Source organism: Cryobacterium sp. SO1, from assembly GCF_004210215.2.
Classification (GTDB): domain Bacteria; phylum Actinomycetota; class Actinomycetes; order Actinomycetales; family Microbacteriaceae; genus Cryobacterium.
Window position 1 is genome coordinate 2032752 of record NZ_CP067394.1, and the last position, 21000, is coordinate 2053751.

14 protein-coding genes and 1 tRNA gene are annotated in these 21000 nt (G+C 66.3%); 2 read left to right on the forward strand and 13 right to left on the reverse strand.

Features of this window, described 5'->3' with window-relative positions:
* Window positions 1–14: 14 nt before the first annotated feature.
* From gap to polA, 11 genes are all read right to left on the reverse strand, one after another.
* Entirely contained in the window at window positions 15–1019 is a 1005-nt protein-coding gene (gene gap, locus BJQ95_RS09575) for a type I glyceraldehyde-3-phosphate dehydrogenase (protein ID WP_130177449.1), read from the reverse strand.
* A gap of 75 nt (window positions 1020–1094) precedes the next feature.
* On the reverse strand, window positions 1095–1721 hold the full coding sequence (locus BJQ95_RS09580) for a superoxide dismutase (RefSeq protein ID WP_130177448.1): 627 nt from the start codon (window positions 1719–1721) through the stop codon (window positions 1095–1097).
* Window positions 1722–1881: 160 nt separating this feature from the next.
* The gene (gene whiA, locus BJQ95_RS09585) at window positions 1882–2862 is read right to left on the reverse strand and encodes a DNA-binding protein WhiA (RefSeq protein ID WP_130177447.1); all 981 of its coding nucleotides are present in this window, start codon (window positions 2860–2862) and stop codon (window positions 1882–1884) included.
* 58 nt (window positions 2863–2920) lie between these two features.
* Window positions 2921–3796 (reverse strand): RNase adapter RapZ, encoded by an 876-nt coding sequence (gene rapZ / locus BJQ95_RS09590; RefSeq protein ID WP_130177446.1) that lies wholly within the window; start codon window positions 3794–3796, stop codon window positions 2921–2923.
* Between the two features lie 60 nt (window positions 3797–3856).
* The gene (uvrC, locus tag BJQ95_RS09595) at window positions 3857–5839 is read right to left on the reverse strand and encodes an excinuclease ABC subunit UvrC (protein ID WP_130177445.1); all 1983 of its coding nucleotides are present in this window, start codon (window positions 5837–5839) and stop codon (window positions 3857–3859) included.
* A gap of 13 nt (window positions 5840–5852) precedes the next feature.
* Window positions 5853–8723 (reverse strand): excinuclease ABC subunit UvrA, encoded by a 2871-nt coding sequence (gene uvrA / locus BJQ95_RS09600; protein ID WP_130177444.1) that lies wholly within the window; start codon window positions 8721–8723, stop codon window positions 5853–5855.
* A 106-nt stretch (window positions 8724–8829) separates the two neighbouring features.
* Entirely contained in the window at window positions 8830–10893 is a 2064-nt protein-coding gene (gene uvrB, locus BJQ95_RS09605; protein WP_130177443.1) for an excinuclease ABC subunit UvrB, read from the reverse strand.
* A 9-nt stretch (window positions 10894–10902) separates the two neighbouring features.
* Window positions 10903–11547, reverse strand: a complete 645-nt coding sequence (gene coaE / locus BJQ95_RS09610) for a dephospho-CoA kinase (protein WP_130177442.1) — start codon at window positions 11545–11547, stop codon at window positions 10903–10905.
* Between the two features lie 145 nt (window positions 11548–11692).
* The gene (gene rpsA, locus BJQ95_RS09615) at window positions 11693–13150 is read right to left on the reverse strand and encodes a 30S ribosomal protein S1 (RefSeq protein ID WP_130177441.1); all 1458 of its coding nucleotides are present in this window, start codon (window positions 13148–13150) and stop codon (window positions 11693–11695) included.
* Between the two features lie 199 nt (window positions 13151–13349).
* Window positions 13350–15026, reverse strand: coding sequence for a DUF885 domain-containing protein (locus tag BJQ95_RS09620; protein WP_130177440.1), 1677 nt, complete (start codon window positions 15024–15026; stop codon window positions 13350–13352).
* A 26-nt stretch (window positions 15027–15052) separates the two neighbouring features.
* Window positions 15053–17737, reverse strand: coding sequence for a DNA polymerase I (polA, locus tag BJQ95_RS09625; protein ID WP_130177439.1), 2685 nt, complete (start codon window positions 17735–17737; stop codon window positions 15053–15055).
* Window positions 17738–17889: 152 nt separating this feature from the next.
* Between polA and BJQ95_RS09630 the strand changes: the two genes are divergently transcribed.
* A complete protein-coding gene (locus BJQ95_RS09630; protein ID WP_240694716.1) occupies window positions 17890–18246 on the forward strand; it encodes a hotdog fold thioesterase in 357 nt (118 codons plus the stop codon).
* 90 nt (window positions 18247–18336) lie between these two features.
* Here the strand turns inward: BJQ95_RS09630 and BJQ95_RS09635 are convergent, their stop codons facing one another.
* On the reverse strand, window positions 18337–18942 hold the full coding sequence (locus BJQ95_RS09635) for an ANTAR domain-containing response regulator (RefSeq protein ID WP_110127353.1): 606 nt from the start codon (window positions 18940–18942) through the stop codon (window positions 18337–18339).
* Window positions 18943–18980: 38 nt separating this feature from the next.
* On the opposite strand from BJQ95_RS09635, the gene BJQ95_RS09640 reads away from it, so the two are divergent.
* Window positions 18981–19066, forward strand: a tRNA-Leu gene (locus BJQ95_RS09640).
* Between the two features lie 414 nt (window positions 19067–19480).
* Here the strand turns inward: BJQ95_RS09640 and pyk are convergent.
* Window positions 19481–20926 carry a pyruvate kinase gene (pyk, locus tag BJQ95_RS09645; protein ID WP_130177438.1) on the reverse strand — a complete coding sequence of 482 codons (1446 nt, stop codon included), beginning with the start codon at window positions 20924–20926 and terminating at the stop codon, window positions 19481–19483.
* Between the last annotated feature and the right edge of the window lie 74 nt (window positions 20927–21000).

Sequence of the window (21000 nt, forward strand, 5' to 3'; positions counted from 1 at the left end):
TGCGTGTCCCCTGGTTAGAGACGCTCGGCGACGAACTCGGTGAGGTCGACCATGCGGTTGGAGTAGCCCCACTCGTTGTCGTACCAGGAGGACAGCTTGACCTGGTCGCCCAGGACGCGCAGCAGGCCGGCGTCGAAGATCGAGGAGTGCGGGTCGGTGACGATGTCGCTGGAGACGATCTCGTCCTCGGTGTACATCAGGATGCCCTTGAGGGGGCCCTCGGCTGCTGCCTTGTAGGCGGCCTTGATGGCCTCGATCGTGACCGGCTTCTCGGCGATGACGGTGAGGTCGGTGATGGAACCGGTGGGCACGGGTACGCGCAGTGCGAAGCCGTCAAGCTTGCCGGCGAGCTCGGGGAGGACGATGCCCAGGGCCTTGGCGGCACCGGTCGAGGTCGGGATGATGTTGACGGCGGCGGCGCGGGCGCGACGCAGGTCGCTGTGCGGGCCATCCTGCAGGTTCTGGTCTGCGGTGTACGCGTGGATGGTGGTCATCAGGCCACTCTTGATGCCGAAGTTGTCGTTGAAGACCTTGGCCAGCGGTGCGAGGCAGTTCGTGGTGCAGGAGGCGTTGGAGATGATGTCGAACTTCGCGGAGTCGTAGGTCTCCTCGTTGACGCCCATGACGATCGTCGCAACGTCACCGGTGGCGGGAGCGGAGACGATGACCTTCTTGGCACCGGCGGTGATGTGCTTGCGCGCATCGTCGGCCTTGGTGAAGCGACCGGTGGACTCGATCACGATGTCGACGCCCAGGGCGCCCCAGGGAAGGTTGGCCGGGTCGCGCTCGGCGAGAACCTTGATCGGCTTGCCGTTAACGAGGATGGAGTCGCCCTCGACGGAGACGGTGGCGTCCAGACGACCCGTGATGGAGTCGTATTTGAGGAGGTGGGCCAGCGTCTTGGTGTCGGTGAGGTCGTTGACAGCGACGATCTCGATGTCGCTGCCCTGGGCCAGTGCGGCGCGCAGGTAGTTACGGCCAATGCGGCCAAATCCGTTGATGCCAATCTTTACAGACAAAATAGCTCCTGTTATTGATGACGCGTGTGGCGCCGGGTGGTGGGAAGGAAAAAACCGAAAGTGTGTGGGGTGGCTCTAGGAGAGCAGCAGAAGACCGTTGGTCTTCTCCCTGGCGGCAACGAAGCGCGCCTGGACGTTCTCCCAGTCGACGATGTTCCAGAACGCCTTGACATAGTCGGCGCGCACGTTCTGGTAGTCGAGGTAGTACGCGTGCTCCCAGACGTCGAGCAGCAGGATCGGGACGGTGCCGGCCGCGAAGTTGGCCTGCTGGTCGAAGAACTGCTGGATGATCAGGCGCTGCCCGATCGAATCCCAGGCGAGGACCGACCATCCGGACCCCTGCACGCCCATCGCTGTCGCCGCGAAGTGGGCCTGGAACTTGTCGAAGGACCCGAAGAAGTCGTCGATGGCGCTGGCGAGTTCGCCGACGGGCTTGTCGCCGCCGTTCGGCGACATGTTGGTCCAGAAGATTGAGTGATTGACGTGACCGCCGAGGTTGAACGCGAGGTCTTTCTCGAGCTTGTTGACGTAGCCGAGACTGCCTGAGTCGCGAGCCTCAGCCAGCTGGGCGATGGCGGTGTTGGCGCCGGTCACGTAGGCCTGGTGGTGCTTGCTGTGGTGGAGTTCCATGATGGTGCCGCTGATACTCGGCGCGAGCGCAGAGTAGTCGTAAGCCAGTTCAGGCAGGGTGTATTCGGCCATAGCTCGTATCTCCTCATTGTGTGGCAGCGGCGGGATTTCTCTCGGCATCTGCACTGTAAGTGACCTTTTTAGTCTACTCAGGTGAATAGGGGACGTTAGTCCCCTCTTACCCCTGTGGAGGCCGCCAACGCCGGGGCAGGGACGGGCCGCCGGTGAGGGCTCAGACGTCGTCGAGATCCGCCGGCAGGTTCGCGTCGGTGCCGGGAATCCCGAGGTCGACGGCCTTCTTGTCGGCCATGGCCAGGAGGCGGCGAATCCGGCCGGCGACGGCGTCCTTGGTCATGGGCGGGTCGGCGTGGTGGCCGAGCTCGTCGAGGCTGGAGTCTCGGAAGGACAGGCGCAGCTCCCCCGCGTAGCGCAGGTGATCGGGGATGTCGTCGCCGAGGATCTCCATCGCCCGGTCGACGCGCGCGCAGGCTGCGACGGCAGCCTGGGCGGACCGGCGCAGGTTGGCGTCGTCGAAGTTGACCAGGCGGTTGGCGGTTGCCCTGACTTCACGGCGTTGGCGCAGCGCTTCCCAGTTGAGCACGGTCTCCGCGGCGCCCATCTGCACGAGCATTTGGCCGATGGCGTCGCCGTCACGGATGACCACCCGGTGGACGCCGCGTACCTCGCGGGCTTTCGCCACGATGCCCAGCCGGCCGGCGGCTCCGACGATGGCCATGGCGGCCTCGTTTCCGGGGCAGACGACTTCGAGGGCCGCGGAGCGACCTGGGTCGGTCAGCGAGCCGGCGGCGAGGAAGGCGCCTCGCCAGACCGCGGCGATCTCTTCCTTGGACCCGGTGGTCAGGCGGTTGGGCAGGCCGCGGATCGGACGCCGCCTGGCGTCGAGCAGGCCTGTCTGCCTGGCCAGTGTTTCGCCGCCGTCGAGCACCCGCACGAGGTAGTGGTTCGTGCGGCGGAGTCCGGAGGCCGTGATCACGGACACGTCGCTGCGTACGCCGTACAGTTCGGCCAGGTCCTTGCGCACCCGGCGGGCCAGCAGGGCGGTATCGAGTTCCGACTCGATGGCGATGCGCCCGGAGATCATGTGCAGACCGCCGGAGAACCGCAGGATCGTCGCCAGTTCGGCCGCGCGAACCGTGGTCTTCGAAACCTCGACGCGGGCTAGTTCATCTTTGACGTCGATGGTGAGTGCCAATCGTCATTCCATTCTGTTGTTCGAGGCCGGCCGTCACGGTGGACGGCAGGTCCTGTTGTTATTCTCGTCCGAGGTCGCGGTGCTTGAGACTCACTGCGACGCCGGGAAATTCTTGGAGCAGGCCGGCCAATTCCCTGGCCATCGCCACCGAACGGTGCTTGCCGCCGGTGCAGCCGATGGCGATGGTGGCATGCCGCTTGTTCTCGCGCTGGTAACCGGCGAGCACCGGACCGACGGCGGCGGCGTAGGCGGTGATGAACTCCCGTGCCCCCTCCTGGCCGAGAACGTACCCGCTGACCTCGGGGTCAAGACCGGTGTGCGGCCGGAGCTCGGGAACCCAGAACGGATTGGGCAGGAACCGGGCGTCGGCGACCATGTCGACGTCGGTGGGCAGTCCGTACTTGAACCCGAAGCTCATCACGGTCAGGTGCAGCCCGGCCGCGTTCTCCGCGGCGAACCGCTCGGTGATCGTGGTGGCGAGCTGGTGGATGTTGAGGTCCGACGTGTCGATGACGATGTCGCAGGATTCCCGCACGACCGCCAATCGGGTGCGCTCGGCGGAGATGCCGTCGAGGATGGTGCCCTCACCTTGCAGCGGGTGCGGGCGCCTGACGGCTTCGAAACGGCGCACGAGCACGTCGTCCCGCGCTTCGAGGAAGATCACGCGAACCTGGGTGCCGCTCCGCAACGCCTGGACGAGTTCCTGAAAGTCGCCGAAGAAGTCCCGGCCCCGGATGTCGACGACCGCCGCGATCTTGGGCAGGCTGGTGCCGGCCCGTCCGACCAGTTCGACCAGGGGGCGGAGCATCTGCGGCGGCAGGTTGTCCACGACGTACCAGCCGAGGTCTTCCAGGGCGTTCGCCACGGTTGACCGTCCGGCGCCGGACATGCCCGTAACGATGAGCATCTCCTGCTTCTCGGTCTCGGTACTCATGCTGGATTGCGCCCTCGGTCGGAGTTGGTGAATGTCCAGCCTACCGACCGGGGCGCAGGTTCAGGCGCGCAGGTGCCGGTAGATGCCCTCGGCGAGGGCCGGTCCGATGCCGCGGATCTCGGCGATCGAGTCGACGGAGGCTTCCCTGAGCCGGGCGACGGACCCGAAGTGGGCCAGCAGCACCTTGATGCGGGACGGGCCCAAACCGGGGATTTCGCCCAGGATTGTGTTGATGTCCCGTTTGCGCCGGGCGCGCTGGTGGGTGATGGCGAATCGGTGCGCTTCATCGCGGATGCGCTGGATCAGGAACAGCGCGTCGCTGTTGCGCGGGAGGATCACCGGGTAGTCCGAATCGGGCAGCCAGATCTCCTCCAGGCGTTTGGCGATACCGCACAGGGTGATGCCCTCGACGCCGGACTCACGCAAGGCTCTGGCGGCGGCGGCGACCTGGGGTTGGCCGCCGTCCACGATGAGCAGATTCGGTTGGTAGCGGAACTTCTTCCGCTTGGCGCTGACCTCGGCGGCATCCGAGCTGTCGGCGGTGTCGGCTGGGGCGCCGGGCACCGACTCCACGGTGACCATCAGGTCGGCAGCCGGACGGTCCGCGGTCGGGTCGACAGTGATCACGCCGCCGGTGGGCAGCGCCTCCGGAGTGGCGTCATCCGGCACGAGGTACACCAGCCGTCTGGTGAGCACCCGGTACAGGGAGTCGGTGTCGTCGGTGGACTCCGGCACACCGAAGCGGCGGTATTCGTCTTTCCGGGGCAGTCCGTCTTCGAAGACCACCATCGAGGCGACGATGTTGGTTCCGCCGAGGTGGGACACGTCGTAACACTCCATCCGGAGCGGCGCGGAGTCCATGCCCAGCGCTTCCTGCAGGTCCTCGAGGGCCTTCGACCTGGCGACGAAGTCGGAGCTGCGCCGGGTCTTGTACAGCATCAGCGCTTGCTTGGCGTTCTGCGTGGCGGTGACGAGCAGGGCGGCCTTCTCCCCGCGTTGCGCGGCGACGAGCCGCACCTTGCGGTGTGCGATCTCCCCGAGCCAGCCCTCGAGAGCGTCGGCGTCGTCCGGCAGCTCGGGCAGGACGATCTCCCGGGGCGGCACGGCGTCGCCGGTGTATGCGGTCTGCATGATCGAGTCGATCAGTTCGCTGATGCTCAGGTCGAGTTCCTTGTCGACGACCCAACCGCGCACACCGCGGATGCGGCCGCCGCGCACGATGAACAGCTGAACGGCCGCGGCGAGCTCGTCCTGTTCGATCGCGAAGAGGTCGATGTCCACGTTGTCCCGCAGCACCACTGCGCTCTTCTCCAGCACGGCGTTGAGCGCCTTCACCTGGTCGCGGCGTCTGGCGGCGGTCTCGTAGTCCTGGGCGAGCGCGGCCTCCTTCATCTGGCCGGTGAGGCTGTTGATGAGCTTGCGGTCCTGGCTGCCCAGGAAGCTCACGAACTCGTTGACGGACTTGCGGTGCTCCTCGATCCCGACCTTCCCCGAGCACGGTCCGAAGCAACGGCCGATCTGGCCGGCGAAGCAGGGCTTGCCGGATTGCATGGCGCGCTTGTAGTTGGCGTTGTTGCAGGTGCGGATCGGGAACGCCTTGAGCATCAGGTCGATGGTCTCGTGCACCGCCCAGACCTTGGGGTACGGGCCGTAGTAGCGGGCGCCCTTGATGCCGGTGGTGCGGGTCACCAGGGCCCGGGGGGCCTCATCCGCCAGGGTCACGGCGAGGTACGGGTAGGACTTGTCGTCCTTGAACTGCACATTGAACGGCGGGTCGAACTCGTTGATCCAGGTCCACTCCAGCTGCAGCGCCTCGATCTCGGTGCCGACCGTCGTCCATTCGACGCTGGTCGCCGTCGTCACCATCCGCCGGGTGCGCTCGTGCAGGCTGCTCAGCGGGGCGAAGTAGTTGCTCAGCCGGGCGCGGAGGTTTTTGGCCTTGCCCACGTAGAGCACCCGGCGAGAGGCGTCACGAAACCTGTACACACCCGGTTCGGTGGGGATCTCCCCCGGCTTGGGGCGATAGCTCAACGCGTCAGACATGTTCTTCCTCGGCCTACCGCGCGGCGAGGACCTCCTTCAGGAACGTTCCGGTGTGACTCTTCTTCACGGATGCGACATGCTCCGGCGTGCCGGTGGCGAGGACCTTACCGCCGCCTGAGCCGCCCTCGGGGCCCAGGTCGATGACCCAGTCGGCGGACTTGATCACGTCGAGGTTGTGCTCGATCACGATGACGGTGTTGCCCTTGTCAACGAGGCTGTTGAGCACCAGCAGGAGCTTGCGCACGTCTTCGAAGTGCAGGCCGGTGGTCGGCTCGTCGAGCACGTAGACGCTCCGGCCGTTGGAGCGGCGCTGCAGTTCGGTGGCCAGCTTCACCCGCTGGGCTTCGCCGCCGGAGAGGGTCGTGGCGCTCTGGCCCAGGCGCACGTAGCCGAGTCCCACCTCGACGAGGGTCTTGAGGAACCGGTGGATGGACGAGATGGGTTCGAAGAACTCGGCGGCCTCACTGATCGGCATGTCGAGCACCTCGGCGATGTTCTTGCCCTTGTAGTGCACGGTGAGGGTGTCGCGGTTATAGCGCGCTCCCCCGCAGACCTCGCAGGCCACGTACACGTCGGGCAGGAAGTTCATCTCGATCTTGATGGTGCCATCGCCGGAGCAGGCTTCGCAGCGGCCGCCCTTGACGTTGAAGCTGAACCGGCCGGGCAGGTAGCCGCGTGCCTTGGCCTCCATGGTCTCGGCGAACAGGGTGCGGATCTTGTCGAACACCCCGGTGTAGGTGGCCGGGTTCGAGCGCGGGGTGCGGCCGATCGGCGCCTGGTCGACGTGGATGACCTTGTCGAGCTGGTCGAGGCCGGTGACCTTGGTGTGCCGGCCTGGCAGCTTCCGGGCGCCGTTGAGCCGGTTGGCCAGGACCCGGTAGAGCACATCGTTGACCAGGGAGGACTTGCCGGATCCGCTCACGCCCGTGACGGCGGTGAACACGCCGAGCGGGAACTTGACGGTGACCTTCTTGAGGTTGTTCGCCTCGGCGCCGACGACGGTGATCTCCCGTTCCGGGTCGAGCGGCCGCCGGGTCTGGGGGGTTGCGATCGACTTGCGGCCGGAGAGGTAGTCGCTGGTGAGCGAGTCGGTGTTGGTGAGCAGGTCGGCGTAGGAGCCCGAGTGCACGACGTGGCCGCCGTTGACGCCGGCGCCGGGCCCGATGTCGACCACCCAGTCCGCGGTCTTGATGGTGTCCTCGTCGTGTTCGACGACGATGAGGGTGTTGCCCAGGTCGCGGAGGGCCACGAGGGTCTGGATGAGGCGCCGGTTGTCGCGCTGGTGCAGGCCGATGCTGGGCTCGTCGAGCACGTAGAGCACCCCAGTGAGCCCCGAGCCGATCTGGGTGGCCAGGCGGATGCGCTGGGCCTCGCCGCCGGACAGGGTGCCGGCCGCGCGGGCCAGGCTGAGGTAGTTCAGGCCCACCTGGAGCAGGAAGTCCAGGCGCACCTTGATCTCGCGCAGCACCTGGGCGGCGATGGTCTTCTCCCGCTCAGTCAGGTCGAGCTTGTCCATGAACTGGCGGGCATCCGTGAGGCTCAGCCGGCAGATGTCGGCGATGCTCTTCTCGTGTACCAGAACGGCGAGGACCTCGGGCTTGAGCCTGGTGCCGTCGCAGACTGGGCAGTCCACCTCGCGCAGGTATTCTCCCCAACGCTGCCGCTGGCTATCCGTCTCGGCCTGCAGGAACTGGCGCTCGATGTAGGGCACCACACCCTCGAAGCCGGAGGTGTAGCTCATCTCCCGGCCGTAGCGGTTCTTCCACTTGACCTTGACCTCGAAGTTGTCGCCCCGCATGACCGCGGTGCGCACCTCTTCGCTGAGCTTCTTCCACGGGGTGGTGAGCTTGAATTTGAGGTCACGGGCGAGGCCGTCGAGCAGCTTCTCGTAGTACTGGAAGAGGCCCTTGCCCTGGGTGGTCCAGGGCAGCACGACGCCCTCGGCGATGCTGAGGTCAGGGTCGCCGAGCAGCAGGTCCTCGTCGACCGACATGCGCGTGCCGAGGCCGGAGCACTCGGGGCAGGCGCCGAACGGCGCGTTGAAGGAGAACGTGCGCGGTTCGATCTCGGTCAGCTGAACCGGGTGGTTGTTCGGGCAGGAGAGCTTCTCGGAGTAGCTCTGCCAGGCGTCGTCACCGGTGAGGTCGACGTAGTTGACCTGCACGAGACCGTCGGTGAGCTTGAGCGCCGTCTCCAGGGAGTCGGTGAGGCGGCTGAGCAGGTCGGGGCCGGCGACCAGGCGGTCGACGACGACGGAGATGTCGTGCTTGACCTGCTTCTTGAGGATCGGCGGTTCGTTCAGCTGGATCTGGGTGCCGTCGACCATGGCGCGGGAGTAGCCGGATGCGGCGAGTTCCTTGAACAGGTCGACGAACTCGCCCTTCTTCTGCGAGACGATCGGGCTGAGGATCTGGTACCGGACACCGGTTTCCATCTCCATCAACTGGTCGGCGATCTGCTGCACGGTCTGCGACTGGATGATCTCGCCGCAGATCGCGCAGTGCGGCACGCCGATGCGCGCCCAGAGCAGGCGCATGTAGTCGTAGATCTCGGTGATGGTGCCCACCGTTGAGCGGGGGTTGCGGTTGGTGGACTTCTGGTCGATCGACACCGCGGGGCTCAAGCCCTCGATGAAGTCGACGTCGGGCCGGTCGACCTGGCCGAGGAACTGGCGGGCGTACGCCGAGAGGGACTCGACGTAGCGCCGCTGACCCTCGGCGAAGATGGTATCGAAGGCGAGCGATGATTTGCCCGACCCGGATAGACCAGTGAACACCACGAGCGAATCGCGCGGGATGTCCAGGTTGACGTTGTGCAGGTTATGCACGCGAGCGCCACGGACGCTGAGTTGAGAGCCGTGCTCTACCTCTGAAATTGACACCATTCGAGTCTATGCAGTGCCACCGACACTCCAGTGCCACGGGCGGCCCCTGGCGGGCGCCGACAGCGAACGCGGGGCGCGGCAGGTCGGCGGCGGCCCCGTGGGTGCGCTAGGCCAGGTGGCCGGCTTTCTCCATCTGGCGCAACTCCCGTTTGAGTTCGGACACCTCGTCGCGGAGCCGGCCGGCCAGCTCGAATTTGAGTTCCCCGGCGGCTTCGAGCATCTGGGCGTTGAGGTCGGCGATGATCGATTCGAGATCGTTGGCGCCGTTGGCGGCCAGGCCCTTCCGGATCGACGGGGTGGGGCTGCGCCGGCGGGCGTCCCGGCCGGCGAGCAGCTCGGCGGTGTCTGCCTCCTCGCGGGCGAGCACATCGGTGATGTCGGCGATGCGTTTCCGCAGCGGGGTGGGATCGATGCCGTGCAGGGTGTTGTATTCCACCTGCTTCTCCCGCCGGCGGTCGGTCTCGTCGATGGCTCTGGCCATCGAGTCGGTGATCCGGTCGGCGTACATGTGCACCTCACCGGACACGTTGCGGGCGGCGCGGCCGATGGTCTGGATCAGTGACGTCGACGACCGCAGAAAGCCCTCCTTGTCGGCGTCGAGGATGGCGACCAGGGACACCTCGGGCAGGTCCAGGCCCTCCCGCAGCAGGTTGATGCCCACGAGCACGTCGTACAGGCCCTGCCGGAGTTCGGTGAGCAGTTCCACGCGGCGCAGGGTGTCGACGTCCGAGTGCAGGTAACGCACCCGGACACCCGCCTCGGTGAGGAAGTCGGTGAGTTCCTCGGCCATCTTCTTCGTCAGGGTCGTGACCAGCACCCGTTCGTTCAGTTCGACCCGCAGCCGGATCTGCTCGAGGAGGTCGTCGATCTGGCCCGCGGAGGGCTTCACGACGATCTGCGGGTCGACCAGGCCGGTGGGGCGGATGATCTGCTCGACGACGCCGTCGGCGATGCCCATCTCGTACTTGCCCGGAGTGGCGGACAGGTACACCGTCTGACCGACGCGGCCCTTGAACTCGTTCCACTTGAGCGGGCGGTTGTCCAACGCGCTGGGCAGCCGGAAGCCGTGCTCGACGAGGGTGCGCTTCCGCGAGGAGTCCCCCTCGTACATGGCGCCGATCTGCGGAACCGTCACGTGGGACTCGTCGATGACCACGAGGAAGTCGTCGGGGAAGTAGTCCAGCAGGCAGTGTCCGGGTTCGCCGGCGTTCCGTCCGTCGATGTGCCGGGAATAGTTCTCGATGCCGGAGCAGAACCCGATCTGTTCCATCATCTCCAGGTCGAAGGTGGTGCGCATCCGCAGGCGCTGTGCTTCGAGGAGCTTGCCCTCGCGTTCGAGCTGGCCGAGACGCTCGGCCAGTTCCTCCTGGATGGTCACCATGGCCCGCTGCATCACGTCGGTCGAGGCCACATAGTGGGAGCCAGGGAACACCGAGACGGCGTCGAGCTTGCGCACGACGTCGCCGGTGAGCGGATGCAGGCTGTACAGCGCCTCAATCTCGTCGCCGAACATTTCGATGCGGATGGCGAGCTCTTCGTACATCGGGATGATCTCGATGGTGTCGCCGCGCACCCTGAAGTGGCCGCGGGAGAAGTCGACGTCGTTGCGCTGGTACTGCATGGCCACGAACCGGCGGATCAGCCAGTCCCTGTCCACCTTCTGACCCACCTGCAGCGCGACCATGGCCTCCAGGTAGCCCTCAGGGGTGCCCAGGCCGTAGATGCAGGAGACCGTGGAGACGACGATGACGTCGCGCCGGCTGAGCAACGAGTTGGTGGTGGAGTGTCGCAGCCGTTCAACTTCCTCGTTGATCGAGGAGTCCTTCTCGATGAAGGTGTCGGTCTGCGGTACGTACGCCTCCGGCTGGTAGTAGTCGTAGTACGAGACGAAGTACTCGACGGCGTTGTTGGGCATCAGTTCGCGGAACTCGTTGACGAGTTGGGCAGCCAGGGTCTTGTTGTGTGCCAGCACCAGGGTGGGCCGTTGCACCTGCTCGATCAGCCAGGCTGTCGTGGCGGACTTGCCCGTGCCGGTGGCTCCGAGCAGAACGATGTCGGTTTCGCCGGCGTTGATGCGACCGGTCAGCTCGGCGATCGCAGCGGGCTGGTCGCCGCTGGGCGTGTACTCGCTCACGACCTCGAAGGGGTGAACGGCGCGGGTGGGTTCCATTACTCCAGTCTAAGGAGCGCCACCGACACCGGCGTCGGAGTGCGCGAAGCTGTGGTGCGAGCTGACGCTCTGATCCCACAGCAGGTCCACCTGGGCGATGGTCTCCTCCAGGGACACCATCGCGTCGATGACAACGTCGGCGACGGCGAGACGATCCGCGTCCGCGGCCTGGGAGCTGATCCGCTTGCGGGCATCGGCCTCGGGCATCCCGCGCAGCTCCACCATCCGGCGCACCCGGGTTTCGGCATCGGCGTGGACGACCACGATGAGGTCGAAGGGGTGGCCGACGGATGCTTCGACGAGCAGGGGGACGTCGTAGACGATGACGACATGCGGGTTGTCCAGTTGGGCCGCGGCGATGGCCTGGGCGGAGAGTGCCCGGACCGCGGGGTGCACCACATTGTTGAGCACGCTGAGCGCTGTCGCGTCCCCGAAGACGATCGACCCCAGCCGCGCGCGATTGAGGCTGCCGTCCGCTGCGATGACCTCCGAGCCGAAGATCTCGGCGATGTGCGCCAGCGCCTCCGTGCCGGGTGCGACGGCGGCGCGCGCCAATTGATCGGCATCGATCACCACGGCACCGTGCTCGGCGAAGCGCTTGGCCACGGTGCTTTTCCCCGATGCGATCCCGCCGGTCAACCCAATCAAGTACACCCACCCATGCTACCGGGTGGGGCTTGGGCCGCGGTGGGAACACCGCTTCATCAGCCGATCTGATGGTGGCGCCGGTTAACGACGACAGGCCGGACCCCGAAGGGTCCGGCCTGTCGTTGCCCATGCCGAAGCGGGGCGGGTGTTGCTAGTTGTTGCTGGACAGCTTCTCGCGCAGAGCGGCAAGCGCCTCGTCGTCGGCGAGGGTACCGGCTCCGGCGGCCTCACCGGTGAACGAGTTGCCAGCGACGGACGCGACGTCGCCGGGGGCGATGATCTCGTCGTTCGCGGATGCAACCTGCTTCTTGTGAGCTTCCCAACGAGCCTGGGCTGCAGCGTAGTCCTGCTCCCACTTCTCGCGCTGGGTCTCGAATCCTTCGCGCCACTCGTTGGTCTCCGGGTCGAAGCCCTCGGGGTACTTGTAGTTGCCCTGGTCGTCGTACTCGGTGAGCATTCCGTAGAGTGCCGGGTCGAACTCGGTGCCCTCGGGGTCGACACCGTCGTTGGCCTGCTTGAGGCTCAGCGAGATGCGGCGACGCTCGAGGTCGATGTCGATGACCTTGACGAACACCTCGTCGCCGACCGAGACAACCTGCTCTGCGAGTTCGACGTGCTTGCCGGACAGCTCGGAGATGTGCACCAGGCCCTCGATGCCCTCTGCCACGCGAACGAACGCGCCGAAGGGGACGAGCTTGGTGACCTTACCCGGTGCAACCTGGCCGATGGCGTGGGTGCGGGCGAAGACCTGCCACGGGTCCTCTTGAGTTGCCTTGAGGGACAGGGAAACGCGCTCACGGTCCAGGTCGACCTCGAGGATCTCGACGGTGACTTCCTGACCGACCTCGACGACCTCGCTGGCGTGCTCGATGTGCTTCCAGCTGAGCTCGGAGACGTGAACCAGGCCGTCAACGCCGCCCAGGTCGACGAACGCACCGAAGTTGACGATCGACGAGACGACGCCCTTGCGGACCTGTCCCTTCTGGAGGTTGTTGAGGAAGGTGGTGCGGCTCTCAGACTGGGTCTGCTCGAGCAGCGCACGACGCGACAGCACAACGTTGTTGCGGTTCTTGTCGAGTTCGAGGATCTTGGCCTCGATCTCCTGGCCCAGGTACGGGGTCAGGTCGCGAACACGGCGGAGCTCGATGAGCGATGCCGGCAGGAAGCCGCGCAGGCCGATGTCGACGATGAGCCCGCCCTTGACGACCTCGATGACCGAACCGGTGACAACACCATCGGATTCCTTGATCTTCTCAACGTCGCCCCATGCACGCTCGTACTGAGCGCGCTTCTTGGACAGGATGAGACGGCCTTCTTTGTCTTCCTTCTGAAGAACAAGGGCCTCGACCAGGTCGCCGACCTTGACAACCTCGGAAGGGTCAACGTCGTGCTTGATGGAGAGTTCGCGGGAGGGGATGACACCCTCGGTCTTGTAGCCGACGTCGAGGAGGACCTCGTCGCGGTCGATCTTCACAACGGTGCCCTCGATGAGGTCTCCGTCGTTGAAGAATTTCAGAGTCTTTTCGACCGCGGCAAGGAAGTCTTCAGCAGATCCGATGTCGTTGATGGCGACCTGCTTGGGTGCCCGTTCGGTCGTTGCGATTGTCATGTAGTAGTTGCTCCAGGATGGACATATTCGGGCCAGAAGGGAGGGACGTGCGATTGATGGTGGTGCGTTTTCTGTTGACATTCCGCGACTGGCAGCGGCTAATTCGTCACAGGCGTGACAGTAAAGCTTAGCTGTTTCCGGGCGCCCCGGGCAACCCGCCTGACGGGGCGTATCGCGGCCGATTGTGCAGTCGGTCGGATCAGCCCTGCAGCGCCGTTCTGAGGGTGTCCAGGCCGACCCCGCCGAGGTCGAGGGCCCGGCGGTGGAACTCCTTGATGTTGAACGCCGCACCGTCCCTGGTCTGGGCCTCGTCGCGCAGTTGCTCCCAGATGCGCTGGCCGACTTTGTACGACGGCGCCTGGCCGGGCCAGCCGAGGTAACGGTTGACCTCGAATTTGACGAAGCCCTCGTTCATGTTCACGTTCTTGGCCAGGAAGTCGAATGCGTAGTCGGCGGTCCAGGTCTGTGATCCGTCCGGCACCTTCTTGCCCAGGTGCACACCGATGTCGAGCACCACCCTGGCCGCCCGCATCCGCTGCCCATCGAGCATGCCGAGCCGGTCTGCCGGGTCGTCCAGGTAGCCGAGCTGTTCCATCAGGCGCTCGGCGTAGAGCGCCCAGCCCTCGGCGTGGCCGGAGGTGCCGGCCAGCTGCCGTCGCCAGGTGTTCAGCTTGGCCCGGTTGTAGACCGCCTGGCCGATCTGCAGGTGGTGGCCCGGCACACCCTCGTGGTACACCGTGGTGAGTTCCCGCCAGGTGTCGAACTCGGTCACGCCGACGGGAACCGACCACCACATCCGGCCCGGCCGGGAGAAATCGTCGGTGGGACCGGTGTAGTAGATCCCGCCCTCCTGGGTGGGCGCGATCATGCACTCGAGACGGCGGATTTCGTCGGGGATGTTGAACTGGGTCTCCCCCAGCTCGGCGACGGCCCGGTCGCTGGTCTCCTGCATCCACCGCTGCAGCGCGTCGGTGCCATGCAGCTTGCGGGCGGGGTCGGTGTCGAGGAATTCGATGGCCTCGAGCACTGTCGCGCCGGGCTTGATCTGCCTGGCCACGCTCTCCTGCTCGTCCACCATGCGCCCGAGTTCCTGGATGCCCCACTCGTAGGTCTCGTCGAGGTCGATGCTCGCACCGAGGAAGTGGCGGGAACGAAGGGCGTAGAGCTCCCGGCCGATGGCGTCCTGCTCAGTGGCGCGCGGAGCGAGGTCGTCGGCGAGGAAGCTTGCCAGCTTCTCGTACGCGGCGGTAGCCGTGCGGGCACCGGCCGAGAGGTCGTTGGCCAGGGAGGCCGGCAACGAACCGTTTTCGAGCGCCGCCTCGGCGACGAACTGGTTGAAGAAGCCGTCGTTCGCGGCATTGCGCCTGGCCTGGCCGAGCACCTCGACCACCTGGCGACGGGCGGGAGTGACGCCCTGCTCGATGCCGAGCCGCAGGGTCTCGATGTAGCCGGTCACGGCGTCGGGCACGGCCTGCAATCGGGCGGAGATGTTGGTCCAGTCGGCGACGGTGCCCGTGGGCATCAGGTCGAAGACCTCACGGATGGCCTGGGCCGGCGACGCGATCACGTTCAGGTCACGCAGCTGCAGCTGCGCCGCCGAGCTCTCGAGGTCGAGGGCGAGGGTGCTGCGGAGGTCCGTGAGGGTGACCTCGTCGATCGCATCGACGGCGGCTGTCGCGTCCAGTGCGCCGATGGTGGCCGTAGCGGCCTGGATGTACCGGGCGTGGCCATCCGGTGAGTAGTCGGCGAACCCGGAGCCGTCCCTGGACCGGCCGATGTAGGTGCCAACCGTTGGGTCGAGTTCAACGAGGGTGTCGACCCACTGTTCGGCGATCTGGTCGACGGGAGTGGGCGTCCGCTGTTCGTTCAGAGTCATGCACCGAGCCTAGGACATGCCCCCGATCAGTGGGCGGCGTCGTCCCAGTTGGCGCCGCGGCCGACCTGCACGTCCAGCGGCACGAGCAGCTCGGCGGCCGATTCCATGCGGGCGGTGACCACGGTCTTCACTGCGTCCCACTCGCCCGGTGCCACGTCGAAGATCAGTTCGTCATGCACCTGCAGCAGCATCCGGCTAGCCAGGTCCTGCTCGCGCAGGTCGACGGCGATGTTGTTCATCGCGATCTTCATCAGGTCCGCGGCGGAGCCTTGGATGGGCGCGTTCAGCGCCGCTCGCTCGGCGTTGTCGCGAAGCACCCGGTTGGGGCTGTTCAGCTCGGGGAACGGCCGGCGACGCCCGAAGATCGTGGTGGTGTAGCCGTCCACCTTTGCCTGCTCGACCACGCGGCGCAGGTAGTCCCGCACGGCGCCGAACCTGGCGAAGTAGTCGGTGATCAGTTGCTTGGCCTCGCGGGTCTCGATCCGCAGCTGGCGGGACAGCCCGAAGGCGCTCAGCCCGTAGGCAAGCCCGTACGACATGGCCTTGACCTTGTTGCGCATCTCGCCGGTGACGTCCTCCGGCGCGACACCGAACACCCGGGCTCCGACGAAACGGTGCAGGTCCTCCCCCGCATTGAACGCCTCGATCAGGCCGGCATCCTCGGACAGGTGCGCCATGATGCGCATTTCGATCTGGGAGTAGTCCGCGGTCAGCAGGCAATCAGCCTCGGCGCCGGCGTGGAAGGCGGCCCGAATACGGCGGCCTTCCTCCGTGCGCACCGGGATGTTCTGCAGGTTGGGATCGTTGGAGGAGATCCGGCCGGTCGCCGTGCCGATCTGCACGTACGTCGTGTGGATGCGGCCGGTGTCGTCGATGGCCTTGTCCAGGGTCTCCACGATCTGGCGGAGCTTGGTGGCGTCCCGGTGCTTGAGCAGCAGGTCCAGGAACGGGTGCGGGTTGCTGGCCTGGAGGTCGGCGAGGGCGCCGGCATCCGTGGTGAACCCGGTCTTGTTGGCGCGGGTGCGCGGCATGCCGAGCTGATCGAAGAGCACCTCCTGCAGCTGCTTGGGCGAACCGAGGTTCACCTCGCGGCCGATTTCGGCGTAGGCACTGGCCGCGAGTCCGGCCGCGGAGTCGCCGAGCTGGGTGGACAGGGCGGCGAGCTCGTCGTGGGACACGGCGACGCCGGCCAGCTCCATGTCGGCCAGGGTCATCAGGGTGGGCATCTCGAGGTCGGACAGCACGTTCAGCGACCCGGCGTCGAGCAGGCCGACCAGGGTGGCGGCAAGACGGACCGTGTACCAGGAATCCACGGCGACGCCGCCGGCCTGGGTCTCGTCCGGCACCAGCTGGTTCGGGTCGACGACCGGCAGGCTCTCGTCCAGGTAGCGCGTGACCAGGTCGGCGAGGGTCTTGTCGGGGCCGCCGGGCCGCAGCAGCCAGCCGGCGATGAGAGTGTCGACGGCCAGTCCGGCCAGTGACAGGCCGGCCCGGGTGAGTGCCTTCACCTGCGGCTTGGCGTCGTGCATGATCTTGGGGCTGGGGCCGGCGAGCCAGTCCTCCAGCGGCCGGTAGTCGGCCCGGTTCGGCTGCCAGGCGACCGTGGCAGTCTCGGTGGCCGTGGCCAGACCGAACCCGATGGGCAGGCCGCCCTGAACCTCGACGGTGACGGAGATCGCCGTGCCTGCGCGGGTCACCCGGTCCAGCCAGGTGGCCAGTTCCTCGTCGAGCAGTTCGCGTTCAACGGGTGCCCGGGCCGCGGCGGGAGCCTCGGGGGTCACGACGGCGGCAGCCGGAGTGGCACCAACACCGTTGCCGTTCCCGGCTTCGATCTTGATCACCCGGTCCAGCAAGGTGCGGAATTCCAGGCGTCCGAACACGTCGCGCACGGCGTCCTCGTCGATGGGGCCACGCACCAGGTCCGCCAGCTCGACGGGAAGGTCGAGATCGGTCACGAGCCGGTTGAGCCGGCGATTGCGGATGGCGTTCTCCTTCTGCTCGCGCAGGTTGGCGCCCACAACGCCGGTGATCTCATCGGCGTGTTCGAGGATCGCGTTCAGGCTGCCGAACCGCTCCAGCCACTTGACCGCGGTCTTCTCGCCGACCTTGCTGATGCCGATCAGATTGTCGCTGGTCTCCCCCACCAGCGCGGCGATGTCGGGGTACTGGGCCGGGGCTATGCCGTACTTCTCGCGCACCTTCGCGGGGTCGTACCGGGTCAACGCCGAGACGCCCTGGCTGGCCGGGTAGAGCAACGTCACCGTGTCGTTGACGAGCTGGATGGTGTCACGGTCGCCGGACACGACGTACACGGCGTAGCCCTCCGCCGTGCCGCGCACCGACAGGGTCGCGAGGATATCGTCGGCCTCGTAGTCGTCCTTGGTGAGGGTGGTGATGTTCATGGCCTTGAGGGCCTCCTGCAGGAGCGGAACCTGGCCCTTGAACTCGGAGGGCGTGATGGCACGTGTGCCCTTGTACTCGGGGTAGTCCCTAGTGCGGAACGAGTACCGGGAGATGTCGAAGGCAACCGCGATGTGGGTGGGCTTCTCGTTGCGCAGCAGGCTCAGCAGCATCGACAGGAAGCCGTGGATGGCATTGGTGTACTGTCCGTCCCTGGTCTGGAAGCTGTCGACGGGCAGGGCATGAAATGCCCGGTAGGCCAGCGAGTGGCCGTCGATGATCATCAGGGTAGGCTTTTTGGATTCCGACACAGTCCCAGCCTACAAGCCGCTTTCGGATGGGACCCGGCCGACCCGAGGTGACCATGACCGAACACGCCAGGCACGAACCCATCAGGCCCGCGCACGATGCCGACTACCTGGCCTGGACGAAGGCGCGCGGCGCCGGCGACCTCGCCGACAAGATGGGCATCGAGTTCACCGAGTTCTCGCTCGACCGGGCGGTCGCCCGGATGCCCGTCGAGGGGAACACCCAGCCGGCCATGCTTTTGCACGGCGGAGCCTACGTGGTGATGGGCGAGTCGCTCGGGTCGATGTCCGCGAATCTGCACGCCGGAGCCGGCAAGATCGCGGTGGGCATCGAGATCAACGCCAGCCACACGGGTTCAGCGACCTCCGGCTGGGTCACGGCGGTGTGCACGCCCATCCACCTCGGCCGCACGCTCACGACCCACGAGATCGTCGTCACCGACGACCGCGGTCGGCGCTGCTCCACCATCCGCATCACGAACCTGATCATGGACCGTCCCGCCGGGGCCTGACTCCGCGCCCGTTCCGCGCGCGGGTACGAAAAGGCGGGCCCCTCCAGGAGGGGCCCGCCCTTTTTGTGACGGTGGGCGTCGTGGTTCGGGTTATTTCTTGGCGCTGAGCTGTTCGATGATCGCCTGGGCGACGTCGTGCATGGTCAGGCGGCGGTCCATGGACGCCTTCTGGATCCAGCGGAATGCCTCCGGCTCGGTTAGGCCCATTTTCTCGTTGAGCAGGCCCTTGGCCCGGTCGACGAGCTTGCGGGTCTCGAAGCGCTCGACCAGGTCGGCGACCTCGGCCTCGAGGGTGATGATCTGGCTGTAGCGGGAGAGGGCGATCTCGATCGCCGGCAACAGGTCGTTCGGGGTGAACGGCTTGACGACATAGGCCAGCGCGCCGGCCTCGCTCGCCCGCTCGACCAGTTCCTTCTGGCTGAACGCCGTGAGCAGGACGACGGGGGCGATGTGGGCCTTGGTGATCCGTTCCGCCGCGGAGATCCCGTCGAGGTGGGGCATCTTCACATCCATGATCACCAGGTCGGGGCGGAGCTCGGTGGCAAGGGCCACGGCGGTCTCGCCGTCGCCGGCTTCGCCGACCACTTCGAATCCGTTGTCACGGAGGATCTCGACGATGTCGAGCCTGATGAGGGATTCATCCTCCGCTACAACGACGCGGCGGGGGGGTGCTGGAGTTGTCTCTTGGTCGGTCACAGCCAAAAGCCTACGGTATTCTGGTGCAGGTGTTGTGAGCCGGTGTGGCGGAATGGCAGACGCGGAGCACTCAAAATGCTTTGTTCGAAAGGACGTGTGGGTTCGAGTCCCACCACCGGTACCACTTCACCGCATGCCCGTCCCCCGGATTGACCCCGGCGGCGGGCATGCGGTGTCTCGGCCCGTGAGCGAGCCCAAGGCCGCGTTCCGGTGCCCGGTGTCACGTCAGCTCGATACGAGGAAGAAGTGACTGCATAAGGACGGAATCGGACATTTCGTCCTTTTTTGCGACCTTTGTCCTTATTTTTTGCGACCTTTGTCCTTATGAGACGTCCGTCACTCAGGCGGCGACACCGGCAGAGGCGTCCAGCGCCCGCATACGCCCTTCTCAGCCATCGTTCGCGCCATTCGTCCAGGCGGCGCGGGTGTGGGCGCACAGGCGCCCATCGGCCGTGCACGGGCGTTCAGGAGGGCTTGTGCCTGGGGGAACGACAACAGCCCCGCGGGTTTCTCCACGGGGCTGTCGACGCGCTGCTGCTTACTGCTGGGCGTACGCCGGAGCGACACCGTTGTGGGCGTCACCGATGCGGTGAACCCGGATGTCGTTCGTGGAACCCGCGATTCCGGGAGGGGATCCGGAGATCACCACAACCTTGTCGCCGATCTCGGCCAGGCCCTGGCCAAGCAGGATGTCGTCGACCTGACCGAACATCGAGTCGGTGTGGGTCACCCGGTCGACCAGGTACGTCTGCACGCCCCAGGTCAGCGCGAGGCGACGACGGATGCTCGCCTCGGGGGTGAAGGCCAGCATCGGGATCGAGGAGCGCAGGCGCGACATACGACGCGCGGAGTCGCCGGACTCGGTGAAGATGCACAGGTACTTGGCCTCGACGAACTCGGCGACCTCGATGGCGGCCAGCGTGATGGCGCCGCCCTGGGTGCGCGGCTTGTTGGTGAGCGGAGCGATCCGCTCCAAGCCGTGCTCCTCGGTGGAGGACACGATGCGGGCCATCGTCTGAACGGTGACCACCGGGTATTCGCCGACGCTGGTCTCGCCGCTGAGCATGACTGCGTCAGCACCGTCGAGCACGGCGTTGGCGACGTCAGACGTCTCCGCGCGCGTCGGAACGGGGCTGTGGATCATCGATTCGAGCATCTGCGTCGCGACGATGACCGGCTTCGCCATGCGGCGGGCCAGCTCGACGGCGTGCTTCTGCACGATGGGGACGGCCTCGAGCGGAAGCTCAACACCCAGGTCGCCACGGGCGACCATGATCGCGTCGAACGCGTCGACGATGCCCTCGAGGGCTTCCACGGCCTGCGGCTTCTCGATCTTGGCGATGACGGGAACCTTGCGGCCCTCTTCGGCCATGATCTCGTGCACCCGGTCGATGTCGGCGGCGTTGCGCACGAAGGACAGCGCAATGAGGTCGGTGCCCAGGCGCAGGCCCCAACGCAGGTCTGCCTCGTCCTTGACGGACAGGGCGGGAACGTTGACCGCGACACCGGGCAGGTTGATGCCCTTGTTGTTCGAAACCGGTCCGGCAACGATGACCTTGGTGGTCACGACGGTGCCGTCGGTTTCGACGACCTCGACCTTGACCTTGCCGTCGTCGATCAGGAGGAAGTCCCCCTGCTTGACGTCGTTCGGCAGGCCCTTGTAGGTCGTTCCGGACAGTTCCTTGGTGCCGAGGATGTCCTCGGTGGTGATCTTGAAGATGTCGCCGACGGCGAGGTCGTACGGGCCGCCCTCGAACTTGCCGAGGCGGATCTTCGGGCCCTGGAGGTCGACCATCACGGCGACGGCGCGGCCGGAGTCGTTGGCTGCCTTGCGGATGTTGGCGTAAACGCCCTCGTGCACGGTGTAGTCACCGTGGCTCAGGTTCATCCGGCAGACGTCTACCCCGGCGTCGATAATGGCGCGGATCTGTTCGTAGCTTGATGCTGCCGGCCCGAGGGTGGCGACGATTTTCGCGCGTCTCATACTGGTGGATCTCCGGTTTCCGCGCCGGTGTGGCGCATTGTGCGTTCGGTTGATTGGAGAGAATGGGCAGCGGA

Bases quoted from the DNA above. Each gene is read 5' to 3' on its own strand.
- BJQ95_RS09580 (WP_130177448.1), bottom strand. From the start codon at position 1,721: ATGGCCGAATACACCCTGCCTGAACTGGCTTACGACTACTCTGCGCTC.
- rapZ (WP_130177446.1), bottom strand. From the start codon at position 3,796: ATGAGTACCGAGACCGAGAAGCAGGAGATGCTCATCGTTACGGGCATG.
- uvrC (WP_130177445.1), bottom strand. From the start codon at position 5,839: ATGTCTGACGCGTTGAGCTATCGCCCCAAGCCGGGGGAGATCCCCACC.
- uvrA (WP_130177444.1), bottom strand. From the start codon at position 8,723: ATGGTGTCAATTTCAGAGGTAGAGCACGGCTCTCAACTCAGCGTCCGT.
- uvrB (WP_130177443.1), bottom strand. From the start codon at position 10,893: ATGGAACCCACCCGCGCCGTTCACCCCTTCGAGGTCGTGAGCGAGTAC.
- rpsA (WP_130177441.1), bottom strand. From the start codon at position 13,150: ATGACAATCGCAACGACCGAACGGGCACCCAAGCAGGTCGCCATCAAC.
- BJQ95_RS09620 (WP_130177440.1), bottom strand. From the start codon at position 15,026: ATGACTCTGAACGAACAGCGGACGCCCACTCCCGTCGACCAGATCGCC.
- BJQ95_RS09630 (WP_240694716.1), top strand. From the start codon at position 17,890: ATGGGCATCGAGTTCACCGAGTTCTCGCTCGACCGGGCGGTCGCCCGG.
- pyk (WP_130177438.1), bottom strand. From the start codon at position 20,926: ATGAGACGCGCGAAAATCGTCGCCACCCTCGGGCCGGCAGCATCAAGC.